Consider the following 17,017-nt stretch of genomic DNA (forward strand, 5'->3'; position numbering starts at 1 on the left):
TTCGGGAGGGGACGAGGGTGTCAGGATACGGGACCGCGCTCGGACGACCGCGCCGGTTTCGCGGTGAGCGGAGCGGGCGGCCGGGGCTCCCGGCGGGGACGGGCGGGAGTGTCGGACCCGGTGGCTACCGTGGTCGTGTGACCGCTCCCGCGACCCCCGCTCCCTCCACCGCAGCCTCCGTCGGCGAGGCGCTCCCGGGCGAGCCCGCGGTCGTGCTGGACGACTCCCAGCGCGCGGTGCTCGCGCTGCCCGAGGGCCGCAGCGCCGCCGTGCTCGGGGCGCCGGGGACGGGCAAGACCACGACGGTCGTCGAGCTGGTCGCCGAGCGCGTCCTCGAGCGGGGGTACCCGCCCGAGTCGGTCGTGGTGCTCGCGGCCAGCCGCACCGCCGCCACCGCCCTGCGCGACGTGCTCGCCCTGCGGCTGGGAGTGCCGACCCGGGGCCCGCTCGCCCGGACCGCGACCTCGCTCGCGTTCGAGGCGGTCACCTCCTCCGCCAAGGAGCGAGGCCTCGAGCGGCCGACCCTCCTGACCGGCGGCGAGCAGGACGCACTCCTGTCGGAGCTCGTCGAGGGCCACCTCGAGGAGGGGACCGGCCCGCGGTGGCCGGAGGAGTTCAGCCCCGAGGTGCTGCGGCTGCGGACCTTCCGGACCGAGCTCCGCGAGTTCGGGATGCGGGCGACCGAGCACGGGCTCGACTCGGACGCGATCCGCGCCCTCGGGATCGACGCGGAGCGAGGGGAGTGGAGCGCGGCGGCCGACGTGCTCGACGAGCTGCGCGAGGTGGTCGAGTGGATGGCGCCCCAGGCGGGGACCCGCCTGGACGCTGCGGAGTTCGCGGCCTATGCGGCCGAGGCGATCCGCGCGGGCGAGGGCGGCGAGCGGATCGACGCGCTGCGTCTGGTTGTCGTCGACGACCTCCAGGAGGCGAGCGAGTCGACGCTCGTGCTGCTGCGGGCGCTGACGGAGCGCGGGGTGACCGTGATCGCGCTGGGCGATCCGGACGTGGCGACCAGCGCCTACCGCGGCGCGGCCTCCGACACGCTCGGCCGGTTCGCCGCGAGCATCGGCGCGTCCGACGTCGAGACGCTGGTGCTCGCGCGCGTGCACCGCCACTCGGCCGCGCTGCGGGCGGTCGTGTCCGCGGCCACTGAGCGGATCGGCACCGCGGCGGCCGGCCGGCAGCGGGCGGCGGTCGCGGCTCCGGCCCCCGAGGCGGGCCCGGCGCCCGTCCTGGTGCTGCACGCCCCGACGGCGGCGCGGGAGGCGGCGACGGTGGCGCGGCTGCTGCGCGAGCGGCGGCTGCGCGACGGAGTGCCGTGGCGGCGGATGGCGGTCGTCGTCCGCTCCGGAGCCGCGGTCCAGCCGCTGGTGAAGGCGCTCGCGGTGGCGGAGGTGCCGACCCGCTCCGTGCTCGCCGGACGGGCGCTGCGCGACGATCACGCGGCCCGGGCGCTGCTCGTGCTGGTCGGCGTCGCGATCGGCGAGCGGCCCCTCGACGCGGAGCTCGCGGCGGAGCTGCTGCTCGGCCCGTTCGGCGGGGTCGACCGGCTGGGGCTGCGCAGGCTCCGGCTCGCGCTCCGGGCGGAGGAGCTGGCCGGCGGCGGCATCCGCGCGAGCGACCCGCTGCTGGTCGAGGCCCTCGCCGCGCCCGGCCGATTCGCGACCATCGACTCCGCTCCCGCCCGGCAGGCCGAGCGGCTGGCCGTGACGATCGACCGGGTCCGCCGCCTGCACGAGGAGGGGGGCTCGATCGAGGAGCTCCTGTGGTCGGCGTGGGAGTCCAGCCGCGTCGCGTCCTCCTGGCGCGAGCTCGCCCTCGGCACCGGCCTGACCGCCGCCGAGGCCAACCGCAACCTCGACGGCGTGGTCGCCCTCTTCAGCGCCGCGCGCCGGTTCGTGGAGCGGGCGACCGGGCACTCCGCGGTCGGCTTCGTCACCGAGATCCTCGAGGCGGAGGTCCCCGAGGACACGCTCGCTCCGCGCTCCGTCGAGGACGCGGTCCTCATCGGCACGCCCTCCTCCGTCGTCGGCCTCGAGTTCGACGTCGTGGTGGTGGCGCGACTGCAGGACGGCGTCTGGCCCAACCTCCGCCAGCGCGGCTCGCTGCTCGATCCGGACGGCCTGCTGCGGCACGCCCGCGGCGAGGGCGGACTGCCGCTCGACGCCCGCAAGGCCACTCTCGACGACGAGCTCCGGATGTTCGCCCTGGCCGCCTCCCGCGCCCGGCGGCAGCTGGTGCTCAGCGCCGTCGCGGGCGAGGACGAGACGCCCTCCCTCTTCTTCCGGCTCACCCCGCCGGACGCGCCGCGGCTCGATCCGGCCTCCGCAGTGCCGCTCACGCTGCGCGGGGCGGTGGCGGCGCTGCGCCGGACCGCCACCACGCCGGACTCGACCGAGGCTCCCGCCGCCATCCGAGGGCTCAGCGCCCTGGCGCTCGCGGAGGTCCCGGGCGCCGACCCCTCCTCCTGGTCCGGGGTGCTCGAGCCCTCGACCACGGAGCCGCTCTTCGACGTCGGCGACCCCGAGCGGCCCGTCTCCGTCTCGCCGAGCCGGCTCGAGGCCTTCGAGCGGTCTCCTCTGGACTGGTTCGTCGACGCCGTCTCCGGCTCCACGACGAGCACGGCGATGGGGGTCGGCACCCTCGTGCACTGGGTCCTCGAGAACGCCGAGCGGCCCGATCCGCAGGAGCTGTGGGCGGCTCTTGAGTCGCGGTGGCCCGAGCTGGTCTTCGAGTCGCCCTGGCTGGGGGAGCGGCAGAAGCGCGTCACACGGCGGCTGATCGACGGCCTCGCGGGCTACCTCGCCGACTTCGAGCGCGGGGGAGGCGTGGTGCTCGGCCGCGAGCAGCAGTTCGAGCTCGACGTCCCGCCCGCCCGGGTGCGGGGCTCGATCGACCGCGTCGAGCGCGCGGCCGACGGCTCCGTCACGATCGTCGATCTCAAGACGGGCCGCAGCACCCCCCGCAAGGACGACATCGCCGAGCACGCGCAGCTGGGCAGCTATCAGCTCGCCGTCGCCGAAGGGGCGATCGAGGCGGCCGACCCGGCCGACGGGGGAGGCGCGAAGCTGCTCTTCGTGGCGACGGGCGTGCGCGGGAAGCCGTACCGCGAGGTGGTCCAGGAGCGCTTCGGCGAGGAGGAGCTGGAGCGGCTGCGCGATCGCGTCCGCGCCGCGGCCCTGGGCATGGCGGCGGCGGGCTTCTCGGGCCTGCTCGACGCGACCCCGTTCTCCCCCGGCGACGCCCTGCGGTACCGCATCCACGCGGTGCCCGAGGTCCCGGGGGACGGACTCCTAGCGATCGACGAGGTCGACGAGACAGAGGACCCGGAGGACTCCGAGGAGCCGGGTCCCGATGCGCCGGCCGATCCATCCGGCCCCGCCGACCCCGACCCCTCCGCCGTCCTCGAGGAGGAGCTGCCGTGATCGACGCCCTGACCATCGCCGAGCGCCTCGACCTGCGCCCGCCCACCGCCGAGCAGCGCGCCGTCATCGAGGCGCCGCTCGAGCCTGCCCTGGTGGTCGCCGGTGCCGGCAGCGGCAAGACCGAGACGATGGCGAACCGCGTCCTCTGGCTCCTCGCGAACGGCCACGCGGCGCCGTCGGAGGTGCTCGGCCTCACCTTCACCCGCAAGGCGGCGGCCGAGCTCGGCGAGCGCATCGGGCGGAGGATCGACCAGCTCGGCGCGGCGGGCCTGCTCCCGCTCGCGCCCGGGCAGTCGGCGCCCGACCCGTTCGAGGCCGCCACCGTCTCGACCTACAACGCCTTCGCGAACACGATCTTCCGCGACAACGCCGCCCTGATCGGCCGCGAGGGGGACGCGACCGTGCTCTCCGAGGCCTCCGCCTGGCATCTCGCGCGGGGAGTCGTGGCCGACACGGCCGATCCGCGCATCCTCGAGGTGGAGGCGGGGATCGACCGGCTGACCGACCTCGTCGTCTCGCTCGCGCACGACCTCGCCGACAACCTCGCCGATCCGGCCGCGGTCGCCGCGTTCGCCGAGGACTTCCTCCGCCTGGGCGAGCTGCCGCGCGGAGGCAGCGGCTCGGGGCTCTACCGCGAGCTCGAGAAGGCGCTACAGGCCGTGGGCGCGCTGCCGGTGCTGACGGCGCTCGCCGAGCGGTTCCAGGAGGCGAAGGCCGAGCGCGGCTTCGTCGAGTTCTCGGACCAGGTGGCCCTCGCGCTGCGGATCGTCGACCGGGTGCCGCGGATCGTGGACGAGCACCGCGCGAGGTACCGGGTGGTGCTCCTCGACGAGTACCAGGACACCTCCGTGCTGCAGACCCGCCTCCTCTCGCGGCTCTTCGCCGGGCAGGGAGTGATGGCGGTGGGCGACCCGCACCAGTCGATCTACGGCTGGCGCGGTGCGAGCGCCGAGGGGCTCGGCCGCTTCGGCACCGATTTCGGGGGAGCGGGCCGCTTCTCCCTCAGCACGAGCTGGCGCAACGGCCGCCGTGTGCTGACCGCCGCGAACGCGATCGTGGAGCCGCTGTCGGCGGGGAGCGCGGTCGCGGTCGACACGCTGAGCGCGGGGCCTCAGGCCTCCGAGCACCCGGTCGAGCTCACCTTCCCCGAGACGATCGAGGAGGAGGCGGACGACGTCGCCGCCTGGTTCGCCGGGCAACTGCGCGAGAACGCCGAGCCGCCGTCGGCCGCGGTGCTCTTCCGGGTGCGCGCGCACATGGACCGCTTCGCCGCCGCGCTGGCGAAGCACGGCGTCCGGTACCACATCCTCGGCATCGGGGGCCTGCTGCGGCAGCCCGAGATCGCCGACCTCGTCGCCGCGCTCACCGTGGTCGAGGACCCGGCCGCCGGCAGCGAGCTCGTCCGCCTCCTGGCCGGCGCCCGCTGGCGTCTGGGCGTCCGCGACCTCAAGGCGCTGCGCGACCTCGCCTCGTGGCTCGCGGCGCGCGACCACGCCCACCGGCTGCTCCCGGAGGAGGTGCGCGAGCGGATGCGCGCGTCCGTCACCGAGGGCGAGGGCGGCTCGATCGTCGAGGCCCTCGACTTCATCGCGGCGCGCCGCCCCGGCGACGACGGGCGGATCGACCACTCCGCGCTCGGCGGATTCAGCGCCGAGGGCCTGCGGCGCCTGCACGAGGCGGGCGCCCTGTTCGCCCGGCTGCGCGCCCGGGCCGGGCTCGACCTCCTCGACTTCGTCACCCTGGTCGAGCAGGAGCTGGGCCTGGACATCGAGGTCGAGGCGAACGAGTCGCGCGGGGACGGCCGCGCCAACCTCGAGGCCTTCCGCGAGGCGGTGGCCGGGTACCTGCAGACGGACGACCGCGGCGCCGGCACCGGCTCCTCCCTCCGCGGATTCCTCCGCTGGCTCGTCCTCGCGGACAAGCGCGACGGCCTGGCCCCGCGACCGGAGGACCCGGAGCCGGGGACGGTGCAGCTGCTGACGATCCACGGCTCCAAGGGTCTGGAGTGGGACCTCGTCGCCGTCCCGCGGATGGTCGACGGCGAGCTCCCCGGCACGCCGGTCGAGGGCTTCCGCGGGTGGGTCAGACTGGGCGCGATGCCCTACGCGTTCCGCGGCGACGCCGCCGAGCTCCCCGATCTCGCCTGGCGCGGCTGCAGCACGCAGAAGGAGGTCGTCGACGCGATCGGAGCGTTCGGCGACACCCTCCGCGAGCGCAACGAGGCGGAGGAGCGGCGTCTCGCCTACGTGGCCGTCACGCGGGCGCGTCACCACCTCCTGCTCAGCGGCTCGTGGTGGGCCGGCCAGGCCAAGCCGCGCGGACCGGGCGTCTTCCTCCGCGACCTCGAGGAGGCCGGCACGATCCCGCCGCTGCCGACCGAGCCCGCGAACGAGGAGAACCCGCTCGAGCGGGCCCCGCGCACGTTCCGCTGGCCCCACGATCCGCTCGGCTCCCGCGGCGACCGGGTCCGCGCCGCCGCCGCCCGGGTCCGCAGCGCCGAGCCCGCTCTGCTCGGAGCGCGCGGCGACGACATCCGCCTGCTGCTCGCCGAGCGGGCGGTGCGGCTGGCCGGGGGCGAGCGCACGCCGCTGCCCACCCGCATCCCCGCCTCCCGGTTCAAGGACATCGTCAGCACGCCGGACGAGGTCGCCGCGCAGCTGCGCCGGCCGATGCCGGAGCGCCCCTACCGGCAGACCCGGCTCGGCACGACCTTCCACTCCTGGGTCGAGAACCGCTTCGGCGTCCAGGGCGGGGCGGAGGCGGTCGACACCTTCCCCGACGAGCTCGACGACGCCGGCCCCGCGTCCGTCGAGCAGGAGCGGCTCGACGCCCTGATCGCCACGTTCGAGCGCTCGGAGTGGGCCGACCGGCGCCCGGAGGCGGTCGAGATCGAGATCCACCTCCAGCTCGCCGGCCACGTCGTCGTCTGCAAGCTCGACGCGGTGTACCCGACGGAGGACGGCGTGCAGATCGTCGACTGGAAGACCGGGCGGGCGCCGAAGGACGCCGCCGACCTCGAGCTCAAGCAGTTCCAGCTCGCGCTGTACCGGCTCGCCTACTCGCGCTGGCGGGGGGTGCCGCTCGAGAGCGTCGACGCCGTGTTCTACTTCGTCGCCGACGACCTCGTGCTGCGGCCCGAGCGGTTCTACTCCGAGCGCGAGCTCGCGGAGTCGCTCTCCTCGGCGACGGGAGCGAGCCCGCGGCCGTGAGCGGAGGAGCTCGTGCGGGCTCCCGGCGTGCGGTTGAGCAGCTCCTCGACCTCTGAGACCGCCAGCACCGGGCCGGTGTCGGTCGAGAGGGGCGCGGAGAGGTCGCCGAGCACGCTGTCGACCAGCGTGTCGAGCATGGCGACCGCGTCGTCCACGATGGCGGAGTCGTCGGTCTCGGTGCCGTGCAGCAGCCAGCGGGCGAGTTCGAGCTCGGCGTAGAGCTGGGCGCGCTGGCGGATCGTGCGGTCCACTGCTCCCGCGCGCATCCGGGAGTAGGCGGAGAGCGCCGTCTCGGAGCCCGGGGCGCTCAGCAGCCAGTGCAGGTCGCGGGCCGGGTCGCCGACCCGCAGCGCCGCCCAGCCGAGCACGGCCGCGACGACGTCGCCCGAGCGGAGGAAGGAGTCGGCGGTCATCGAGCCGTTCACCACGGTCGGGTCGAACTGCCAGAGCGCCTCGTCGGAGGAGGCCGACTCCCAGCGCGCGACGAGCGCCGCCGGGACGTGGCCGGTGTCGGCCGCGCGCTCGATCACCGCGACCGTCTCGTTCACGCTGTCGCGCGCGGTCGCGATCGGCAGGCCCGCCTCCTGGACGAACGACACCGGGAGCGAGTGGATCGCCCCGACGGCCCGGCCGATCGAGTCCGCGAGCCCGCTCTGCGCGGCCACATCGTCGATGAGGACGCGATCTCCCTCGAGGTACTCGTAGACGACCGCGCGGGTGCCGTCGAACGGCGTCTGACCCACGCTCTCCTGCAGATCGAAGGGCAGGCGGCTGCGGATGCCGGCGGTCAGCGCCCGGAGCGCGACGAGGTCGCCGAGCTGCTCCTGCTCCGCGAGCGCGGACGTGGGCACGCGCACGACGAGGCGGGCGCCTTCGCGCGTCGTCAGCAGGGCGGAGTCGAAGTCGCCGTGCGTCGAGGAGGTGAAGGGGCGCGCGGAGCGGACGTCGAGGCCCTCGACGGCCGAGGTGGCCAGCGCGGCTAGAGTGAGATGGGATCTGGCCATGGTTTCCAGGGTAGGCGGCTCGTGCCCGGCCGGCCCGCCGCCACGCGCTGTCCCGCCGATGCCGTCGAAGGCCCGCGACAGCGGTCCTCGCGGCCCCCGTCACGAAATGAGCCCCGGATGTCACTGCCCTTCGCCGATCGCCTCCCGCTCTCGCGACAGGCGGCCGACCGCGACGGCGTCGGACGCTCGCGGCCCGCGCTCTTCGACGAGCTGCTCGCCGATCCCGCCACCCGCGTGCTCGTCCTGCACCACGACCGGACCCTGGTCGAGGCCGACCGCCTCCTCCTGCGCCGCCCCGAGGACGTGACCGCCGGCACCCTCCGGATCTACCTCGGCCGCACGCTCGCCGAGGCCCCCGGCGAGCCGGTCGGAACCCCCGTCATCGCGACCGTCCTCACCGACGCGGCCGCCGCCGAGCTCGAGCCCGACGAGGAGCGGTGGAGCGGCCTGCGCCCGATCGCCGAGCGCCTGAGCGACCGCGACGCGGGCCTGTTCACCGAGGCTCTCGCCATCGCGAACTGGCACGCCTCGCACGGCTACTCGCCCCGCAACGGCGACCCGACCGTCGTCGAGCAGGGCGGCTGGGTCCGCCGCTCGCCCACCGACGGCAGCCAGGTCTTCCCGCGCACGGATCCGGCGATCATCGTCTGCGTCCTCGACGCGGACGACCGCCTCCTCCTCGGCTCGAACGCGATGTGGGGCACCGGCCGCTTCTCCCTGCTCGCCGGCTTCGTCGAGCCGGGCGAGTCGCTCGAGGCCGCCGTGATCCGCGAGATCGGCGAGGAGTCGGGCATGCGCGTCGTCGACCCGCAGTACCTCGGCTCGCAGCCCTGGCCCTTCCCCGCCTCCCTCATGGTCGGCTTCATCGCCCGCCTCGCCGAGGACCAGTCCCCGGAGGATCTGCTCCCGGACGGCGAGGAGATCGTCGAGCTGCGCTGGTTCACCCGGCAGCAGCTGCACGACTCGCTCGAGTCCGTGCTGCTGCCCGGCCGCTCGTCGATCGCCCGCGCGATGATCGAGGACTGGTATGGAGGCGAGCTGGAGAACGGCCCGATCGCGTGACCCTGCTCGACGGACTCGACGAGGGGCAGCGCGAGGCTGCGGAGGCGCTGCTGGGGCCGGTCTGCGTCCTCGCGGGAGCGGGCACCGGCAAGACCCGGACGATCACGCACCGCATCGCGCACGGAGTGGCGACCGGCGTCTACACGCCCGGTCGCGTCATGGCCCTGACCTTCACCAGCCGCGCCGCGGCCGAGCTGCGCTCGCGCCTGCGGGTGCTCGGCGCCGGGGGCGTCCAGGCCCGCACGTTCCACGCAGCGGCTCTCTCGCAGCTCGGCTACTTCTGGCCGCAGCTGGTGGGGGGCACGATGCCCCAGCTGCTCGACGGCAAGGCCCGCCTGCTCGGGCACGCGGCCGAGCGGCTCCGCCTGAAGCTCGACACGGCGACGCTCCGCGACCTCTCGGCCGAGATCGAGTGGCGGAAGGTGTCCGCCCTCTCGCTCGAGCAGTACGCCGTCGCCGCCCGCACGCGCCCCCTGCCCGGACGGCTCACCCTGGAGCAGACGGTCGCGCTCGTGGACGAGTACGAGGGGCTGAAGGACCAGCGCCGCCAGATCGACTTCGAGGACGTCCTGCTCGTGACCGCCGGGATGCTCGAGTCCGAGCCCGCGATGGCGATGCAGGTGCGCGAGCAGTACCGCTTCTTCGTCGTCGACGAGTACCAGGACGTCTCGCCGCTGCAGCAGCGGCTCCTGGAGCTCTGGCTCGGCGACCGGAGCGACCTCTGCGTCGTCGGCGACGCCAGCCAGACCATCTACTCCTTCGCGGGTGCGCGGGCCGACTACCTCCTCGACTTCCCGTCCCGCTGGCCGGCCGCCACCGTGGTGCGCCTGGAGGAGAACTACCGCTCGGCCGTGCCGATCGTGCAGACCGCGAACCGCCTCATGCGGGGCAGGCCCGGCGCCCTCTCGCTCCACGCCGTCGCCGCCGCCGAGGCGCCGGAGCCCGCGATCGACGCCTACCCGGACGACATCGCGGAGGCGCGCGGGATCGCGGCGCGGGTCGCGGCCGACATCGAGGCGGGGGTGCGCCCCTCCGACATCGCGGTCCTCTTCCGCACCAACAGCCAGTCGGCGGTTATCGAGCACGCCCTGCACGAGCGGGGAGTGAGCGCGCACATGCGCGGCGGCAAGCGCTTCTTCGACCTCCCCGAGGTGAAGCAGGCCGTGATGCAGCTGCGCGCGGCGTCCGTGTCGATCAGCGGCGAGCCGCTGTTCAAGTCGGTGAGCGACGTCCTCCGCTCGCTCGGCTGGAGCGCCGAGCCCCCGTCGGCGCCCGGTGCGGTGCGCGACCGATGGGAGTCGCTGGACACGCTGGCCCGCCTCGTCGACGAGGCCCCTGCCGGTTGGACCTTCCGCCAGTTCACCGACGACCTGATCGCACGACAGCAGATGCACCACGAGCCGGACCGCGGCGCGGTCACCCTCGCCACGCTGCACTCGGCGAAGGGCCTCGAGTGGGAGTCGGTGCACCTGATGGGGCTCGCCGAGGGCCTGCTGCCGATCTCGTACGCCGCCGGCCTCGAGGCGATCGACGAGGAGCGGCGCCTCCTCTACGTCGGCATCACCCGGGCCCGCCGGCGCCTGCGCCTGTCATGGGCGCGCTCGACGGTCGGCCGCCTCACGCGGAGGGAGCCGTCGCGCTTCCTCGAAGAGCTCGGCACGCGCACTCGGGGTGCGGCTCCCGCTCCCGCACGGTGAACGCTCCGGAGGCGTCGCTGTAGACCCGCTCGGCCGCGCGCAATCCTCGCCAGCCCGCGAGCAGCCGCCGCAGCACGGCGTCGGCGGCCGCCACGGCGATCGCGGCGCTCGCGAGCGGCGTGCGGGTGGGGGCTGAGCGGCCGAGCACCTGGATCACGAGGCGCGCGCGATCCGGGTCGAGGTCCATCCGGTCCCGCTCGGCGCAGTGCAGGCACGGTCCCGAACCCGGCTCGACGAGGGGTCCGAGGCGCACCGATTCGTCGCCGAACACCACCGCCAGGTGCGGCACATCGGCCGCGAGCCAGTGCGCGGCGCGGGCGGGGGCGACCGCGAAGTCGGCGATCAGCACGGCGAGGTCCGGCGTCCCGTCGTCGGCGACCAGCGAGCAGCCCTCGCTCCGGAGCAGCGTGCGCAGTGCGTCCGGTGCCGCGCCCGTCCCCTCGACGACGACCCGCGGTGCCGGGGGAGGGTCGCCGGGCTCGACGCTGCGCAGCAGGACCGGCCGGAGCGCCTCGAGCACCTCGTCGACCCGCGCCTCGCTCGCTCCGGCGCGCGCCGCGATCAGGCGGACGGTGCCGGCGCTGGTGCCCACGCGGAGGGCGTCGAGCAGCAGCTCCTCCGGGTAGCCGACGCCGTCCAGGACCGCGTGCGGCCGGTCGAGGCCGAGCTGCACCGCGGTCGCGGAGCGCCAGAGCAGGGGGAGTCGGGGATCGAGCCGGAGCACCATCCGGCGATCATGGCCGAGACCGGCCCGGCGCCGCGCGAGTTGTCCACAGGTGGGCGCCGGACGGGGGGGTCAGACGGGGCGGTCGCCCGTGGGGGAGGAGCCGCGGTCGTCGTCGTCCGGCGAGCCGGCGTCGTCGGTCGTGTCCGGAGCGTCTCCGGAGGCGCCGTCGCCCTCGCGCGGCATCGTGCCGTTCAGCAGGTCCTCCAGCGCGCGGTCCATCTCGTCGGGCTCCGGGGTCTCGCCGCGGGCCTCGGCCGTGAGCCGGGCGACGAGCGCGCTCGGGTCGTCCAGGTCCTCCGAGCCGGGGAGCAGGTCGGGGTGCGACCAGAGGGAGTCGCGGGCCTCGGGCCCGACGGCGTCGGTCACGGCCTGCCACATCGCGGCGGCCTCGCGGAGGCGGCGCGGGCGCAGCTCCAGGCCGACGAGGGTCGCGAAGGCGGACTCGGCCGGGCCTCCGGAGGCGCGACGGCGGCGGACCGTCTCGGCGATCGCCCCGGCGCTGGGCAGGCGGGTGGTCGCCGCCGCGGTGACGACGTCGACCCACCCCTCGATGAGGGCGAGGACGGTCTCGAGGCGGCCGTGCGCGGCGAGCTGCTCCTCCGTCTTCGGCGGGATGAGCGCGCCGGAGGTCATCGCGTCGCGGAGCTCCTCGGGGTTCGACGGGTCGAAGCCCTCAGCCAGCTCCTCGAGGCGGGTGGTGTCGATGCTGATCCCGCGCGCGAAGTCGGTGATCTGCGAGATGAGAGCGAGACGGAGCCACTTGCCGTGCCGGAAGAGGCGGGCGTGCGCGAGCTCGCGGACCGCCAGGTACAGCCGCACCTGGTCCAGCGGGATGTCGAGGCCCTCGCCGAACGCGGCGACGTTCTGCGGCAGGATCGCCGCGTCGTTCTCCTCCAGCAGCGGGATGCCGATGTCGCCGCCCGAGACGACCTCGGCGGCGAGCTGCCCGACGACCTGGCCCAGCTGCAGGGCGAACAGGGTGCCGCCGATCCCGCGCATCATGCCCTCGGCACCGGCGATCATCGCCTGCATCTCCTCCGGGGCCTGCTCGCGGAGCACGCGGGTCAGCGCGTCCGAGATGCTCAGCGCCACCGGCTCGGCGAGCTGGGTCCAGACCGGCATCGTCAGGGAGATCCACTCGAGACGGCTGATCGAGCGCGGCGTGCGGCTCAGCTCGGAGACGTACGCGACCTCGTCGAGCCAGAGCGCGGCGACGCCGAAGGCCGCGTCGATCGGAGCCCGCACGGAGTCGGACACCGGCGCGGACTCGGCGCGCGCGAGCTGCTTCGCCTGCTCGAGCGAGAGCGTCCAGTTGACGCCGCCGTCGCTGTTCTGCTGCATCGCGCTCTGCAGCTGCGAGAGCAGGTTCTGCAGGGCCACCGGGTCGTTCGGCAGTCCCGCCGCTCCGGCGAGCTGCGAGGGGTCGACCGGGCCGTTCCCCGAGAGGAACTGCCGCAGCATCTCCCGGAACTCGTCCTCGGAGCCGCCGCCCGCTCGGTCCGCACTGTCGCCATCGGCCATCGGGATCAGCCCTCCGTCGCTCACGTGAATCCGGTCGCCGCACCGCCTCCGCGGCCCTGCACAGGGCGCCGGTTCCGGCGCGACTCCCAGTCGTGCAAGCTACGTTAGCCCGAGCGCCCGGGGCCTCGGCGTGCAGAGCACCGCTCGGGCCCAGCCCGCTTCCGCCCGCCGCGAACATCCCGGCGGAGCCGCTCCACCCGTTGCCAGAAAGGCCCCCGTGTCGCTGTTCTCCGACGACCCGCGCCCCTCCTCCTCCCCGCGCCGCCCGTGGGTCGGACCGGTCGTCCTCCTCTCGGGTGTCGCCGTCGTGGTCGGTCTGGGCGTCGCGCCCGCCCCCTACGTGATCGAGCAGCCCGGCCCCGTGTTCGACACCCTGGGCAGCAGCAAGGACGTGCCCCTCATCTCGATCCCGGACCGCACCACCTATCCCACGGCCGGCACGCTCGACATGCTTACCGTGTCGGTCGTCGGCAACCCGCAGAGCCTGCCCACCTGGGTCGAGGTCGCGAGCGCCTGGTTTGACAGGACCAAGGCGGTCGTCCCGGTCGACGCGATCTTCCCTCCCTCCTCCACGGTCGAGGAGCGCGACGAGGCGAACCAGGCCGAGATGACCGACTCCCAGCAGGAGGCGATCGCCGCCGCGCTCACCGAGCTCGGCTACCCCGTCGAGCAGCGCGTCTCGGTCGTGCAGGTGCCCGAGGGCTCCCCGGCCGAGGGCGTCCTGGAGGCGGGGGACGAGATCCTCGCGGTCGCGGGCACCCCGGTCGCCGACGCGACCGCCCTGCGCGCGACCCTGCAGACCCTCGGCACCGGCTCCCCGGTGCAGGTCAGCATCGAGCGCGAGGGCGTCCGGCAGGAGGTGGAGGTCACGCCGCGCGACTCGAACGGCGCCGCCGTCATCGGCGTCCTCCCCGGAGCGGCCTTCGACTTCCCGTTCGAGGTCGACATCCAGCTGGACGACGTGGGCGGGCCGAGCGCGGGCATGATGTTCGCCCTCGGGATCATCGACAAGCTCACCGAGGGCGAGCTCAACGGGGGGCGGAGCGTCGCCGGGACCGGCACGATCGACGCGGCCGGCGAGGTCGGCGCCATCGGCGGGATCCGCCAGAAGCTCTACGGGGCGGAGGGCGCCGGAGCCGAGTACTTCCTCGCCCCCGCGACCAACTGCAACGAGGTCGTCGGCCACGTCCCCGACGGGCTCGACGTGCTCGCGGTCTCGACCCTCGACGACGCCCTCGCCGCACTGAAGGGCATCGCCGCGGGCGACACCTCCGGGCTGCCGGACTGCAGCACCGCCGCTCCCCTCGACTGATCCCGCCCGCCGACCCCGGGTCGACGCCCAGGTGAGCCGGACAGCCGTCGCATAGCATGGGTGGCCTCCCCTCACATCTCGACAGCAAGAGGCCCTCACGTGAGTTCCACAGCAACCGAAACCCCGCCGCGGAAGAGACGGAGCGTCCTCGCCGTCACTGTCGTGGTGGTGGCCGTCCTGGTGGTGGCGTTCTTCGTCTTCGCCGGTCTGTACACCGACATCCTCTGGTACGACCAGCTCGGCTTCCTCTCCGTGCTCACGACGCAGTGGGCGGCGGCGGGCGGTCTCTTCGTCATCGGCTTCGTCGCCATGGCGGTGCCGGTGTTCATCAGCCTGATGCTGGCGTACCGCCTCCGGCCGGTCTACGCGAAGCTCAACTCGCAGATCGACCGCTACCAGCAGGTCGTGGAGCCGCTGCGGCGCCTGGCCACCTTCGGGATCCCCGCGGTGCTCGGCCTCTTCGCCGGCGTCTCCTCCGCCACCCGCTGGCAGACGAGCCTCACCTTCTGGAACCGCACGCCCTCGGGCACCACGGATCCGCAGTTCGGCCTCGACACGTCGTTCTACCTCTTCGAGCTGCCCTTCTACCAGAGCATCGTCGGCTTCGCGTCGGCGGTCCTGCTGATCTCGGCGTTCGCGACCCTCGCCACCGGCTACCTCTACGGAGCGATCCGGGTGAACGGCCGCGAGATCCGCATCTCGAAGGCCTCGCGTATCCAGCTGGCGGTCATCGCCGCCCTCTACCTCGCCGTGCAGGCGGTCAGCCTCTGGCTCGACCAGTACGCGACGCTCGCGCAGCAGGGGCCCCGCATCACCGGCGCCACCTACTCCACCGTCAACGCGACGATCCCGGGCCTGCAGATCCTGGCCGGCATCGCGGCGCTGGTCGCGATCCTCTTCGTCGTCACCGCCTTCATCGGCCGCTGGCGCTTCCCGGTCATCGGCACCGCGCTGCTGATCGTGTCGAGCCTGCTCGTCGGCTCCCTCTACCCGTGGATCGTGCAGAAGTTCCAGGTCGAGCCCAACGAGCGCACGCTCGAGCAGCCCTTCATCCAGAACAACATCGACATGACGCGCCAGGCCTACGGCGTCAGCGACGTCGACGTCATCCCCTACGACGCGACCACCGACGCGGAGCCGGGCGCCCTGCGCTCGGACGCCGAGACCACCGCGAACATCCGCATCCTCGACCCCGCCGTCGTCACCGACGCGTTCTCGCAGCTGCAGCAGTTCCGCCAGTACTACAAGTTCGGCGACACGCAGAACGCGCTCGACGTCGACCGCTACTCCATCGACGGATCGACGCAGGACGCCGTGGTCGGCGTCCGCGAGCTGAACCTCAACGGCCTCGGCACCAACCAGACCTGGTACAACCAGACGCTGGTCTACACCCACGGCTACGGCCTGGTCGCCGCGTACGGCAACCAGCGATCGGCCGACGGCGAGCCGGTGTTCATCGAGTCCGGCGTCCCGACGACGGGCGACCTCGGCGACTACGAGCCGCGGATCTACTTCGGCGAGAACTCCCCGCCGTACTCGATCGTGGGCGGCAACGACTCGCGCGACATCGAGCTCGACTACCCCTCGGGCACCGACGGCGCGCAGCAGACCTACACGACCTTCGACGGCGAGGGCGGCCCCGCTCTCGACAACGTCTTCAAGAAGCTCGTCTACGCGATCAAGTTCCAGTCCGAGCAGATCTTCCTGTCGGACGGCGTGAACGACGACTCGCAGATCCTCTACGACCGCGATCCCGTGCAGCGCGTCCAGAAGGTCGCGCCGTACCTCAAGCTCGACTCCGATGCCTACCCGACCGTCGTCGACGGCCGCGTGAAGTGGGTCGTCGACGGGTACACCACCTCGGCCGACTACCCGTACTCGGAGGTGCAGAGCCTCTCGCAGGCGATCGCCGACACGAACACGCAGCAGCAGTTCCCGACCGACGACGTCAACTACATCCGCAACTCGGTGAAGGCGACCGTCGACGCGTACGACGGCAGCGTCACGCTCTACGCGTGGGACACCGAGGACCCGATCCTGCAGACCTGGCAGAAGATCTTCCCGACCACGGTGAAGCCCGTGAGCGACATGTCGGGCGAGCTGCTCAGCCACGTCCGGTACCCGGAGGACCTCTTCAAGGTCCAGCGCGCGGTCCTCGGCACCTACCACGTCACCGACGCGGGCTCCTTCTACTCCCGCGAGGACGCCTGGGCGACGCCGAACGACCCGACGAGCGGAGCCGCGACCACGGCCGCCGCGACCGGCACCAGCCTGCAGCCTCCGTACTACCTGACGCTGCAGACGCCGGATCAGGACGTGCCGTCGTACTCGCTCTACTCGACGTACATCCCGGCGAGCGTCCAGGGCGCGCAGGCCAGCCGCAACGTGCTGACCGGCTACCTCGTGGCCGACTCCGACGCCGGCTCGACGGCGGGCTCCGTGGCCGACGGCTACGGCACGCTCCGCCTGCTCGAGCTGCCGAAGGACGACACGGTGCCCGGCCCCGGCCAGGTGCAGAACGCGTTCACCACCGACCCGACGGTCGCGAACGAGCTGAACATCCTCTCCCGCGGCGACACCACCGTCACGAGGGGCAACCTGCTCACGCTGCCGGTCGGCGGCGGCCTGCTCTACGTCCAGCCGATCTACGTGCGCTCCAACGGAGACACGAGCTTCCCGCTCCTGCAGAAGGTGCTGGTCGCGTTCGGTGACGACATCGCCTTCGAGGACACCCTCGACGCGGCCCTCGACAGCCTCTTCGGCGGCGACTCGGGAGCCGACGCGGGCGACACCGGCACGCCGACGACTCCGGACGCGGGCACCGGCACCTCGGGCGGCGACACCGGAGGCGACGCGGGCGGCACGACCGGCGGCACCGGCTCCACGCCGGCCACGGGCGACCAGACGGCGCTGCAGCAGGCGCTGAACGACGCGCGGGACGCCCTCACGGCTCGCGAGAACGCCCTCAAGGCAGGCGACCTCACCGCCTTCGCGGCGGCGGACGAGCAGCTGACCGAGGCGCTCTCGCGGGCGCTGCAGGCCGAGGGCGGCCAGTAGCCC

Annotated in this window: 9 protein-coding genes; 6 read left to right on the top strand and 3 right to left on the bottom strand. The window is 73.9% G+C overall.

From position 1 onward, the window contains the following. Positions 1-137: 137 nt before the first annotated feature. Complete coding sequence (locus tag C5C35_RS04650; protein ID WP_104262663.1) at positions 138-3,425, top strand: ATP-dependent DNA helicase; 3,288 nt, start codon at positions 138-140, stop codon at positions 3,423-3,425. Further along, the gene (locus C5C35_RS04655; protein ID WP_104262664.1) at positions 3,422-6,634 is read left to right on the top strand and encodes an ATP-dependent DNA helicase; all 3,213 of its coding nucleotides are present in this window, start codon (positions 3,422-3,424) and stop codon (positions 6,632-6,634) included. The genes C5C35_RS04650 and C5C35_RS04655 overlap by 4 nt, the downstream gene beginning before the upstream one ends. On the opposite strand, the gene C5C35_RS04660 is transcribed toward C5C35_RS04655, so the two are convergent. Then, positions 6,571-7,638 (bottom strand): phosphotransferase, encoded by a 1,068-nt coding sequence (locus C5C35_RS04660; protein ID WP_104262665.1) that lies wholly within the window; start codon positions 7,636-7,638, stop codon positions 6,571-6,573. The genes C5C35_RS04655 and C5C35_RS04660 overlap by 64 nt on opposite strands. A 117-nt stretch (positions 7,639-7,755) precedes the next feature. Here C5C35_RS04660 and nudC point away from each other — a divergent pair, with 117 nt between their 5' ends. After that, positions 7,756-8,700 carry an NAD(+) diphosphatase gene (gene nudC, locus C5C35_RS04665; RefSeq protein WP_104262666.1) on the top strand — a complete coding sequence of 315 codons (945 nt, stop codon included), beginning with the start codon at positions 7,756-7,758 and terminating at the stop codon, positions 8,698-8,700. Continuing rightward, positions 8,697-10,397: an ATP-dependent helicase gene (locus C5C35_RS04670; RefSeq protein WP_104262667.1), complete on the top strand. Its 1,701-nt coding sequence runs from the start codon at positions 8,697-8,699 to the stop codon at positions 10,395-10,397. Before nudC ends, C5C35_RS04670 begins: the two co-directional genes overlap by 4 nt. Here C5C35_RS04670 and C5C35_RS04675 read toward each other — a convergent pair. Both C5C35_RS04675 and C5C35_RS04680 read right to left on the bottom strand, forming a co-directional pair. Beyond that, a complete protein-coding gene (locus C5C35_RS04675; protein WP_104262668.1) occupies positions 10,318-11,124 on the bottom strand; it encodes a hypothetical protein in 807 nt (268 codons plus the stop codon). The two genes, C5C35_RS04670 and C5C35_RS04675, sit on opposite strands and share 80 nt — an antisense overlap. A gap of 69 nt (positions 11,125-11,193) precedes the next feature. Further along, positions 11,194-12,645 carry a zinc-dependent metalloprotease gene (locus tag C5C35_RS04680; protein WP_104262718.1) on the bottom strand — a complete coding sequence of 484 codons (1,452 nt, stop codon included), beginning with the start codon at positions 12,643-12,645 and terminating at the stop codon, positions 11,194-11,196. Between the two features lie 217 nt (positions 12,646-12,862). On the opposite strand from C5C35_RS04680, the gene C5C35_RS04685 reads away from it, so the two are divergent. After that, a complete protein-coding gene (locus C5C35_RS04685; RefSeq protein ID WP_104233183.1) occupies positions 12,863-13,957 on the top strand; it encodes a PDZ domain-containing protein in 1,095 nt (364 codons plus the stop codon). Positions 13,958-14,056: 99 nt separating this feature from the next. Then, positions 14,057-17,014: a UPF0182 family protein gene (locus C5C35_RS04690; protein ID WP_181027225.1), complete on the top strand. Its 2,958-nt coding sequence runs from the start codon at positions 14,057-14,059 to the stop codon at positions 17,012-17,014. Positions 17,015-17,017 lie beyond the last annotated feature (3 nt).

It is taken from the genome of Rathayibacter sp. AY1F8 (assembly GCF_002932165.1).
Lineage (GTDB): Bacteria > Actinomycetota > Actinomycetes > Actinomycetales > Microbacteriaceae > Rathayibacter.

Coding starts and splice junctions, on each gene's coding strand:
- C5C35_RS04660 (WP_104262665.1), bottom strand. CDS start 7,638: ATGGCCAGATCCCATCTCACTCTAGCCGCGCTGGCCACCTCGGCCGTC.
- nudC (WP_104262666.1), top strand. CDS start 7,756: ATGTCACTGCCCTTCGCCGATCGCCTCCCGCTCTCGCGACAGGCGGCC.
- C5C35_RS04675 (WP_104262668.1), bottom strand. CDS start 11,124: ATGGTGCTCCGGCTCGATCCCCGACTCCCCCTGCTCTGGCGCTCCGCG.
- C5C35_RS04680 (WP_104262718.1), bottom strand. CDS start 12,645: ATGGCCGATGGCGACAGTGCGGACCGAGCGGGCGGCGGCTCCGAGGAC.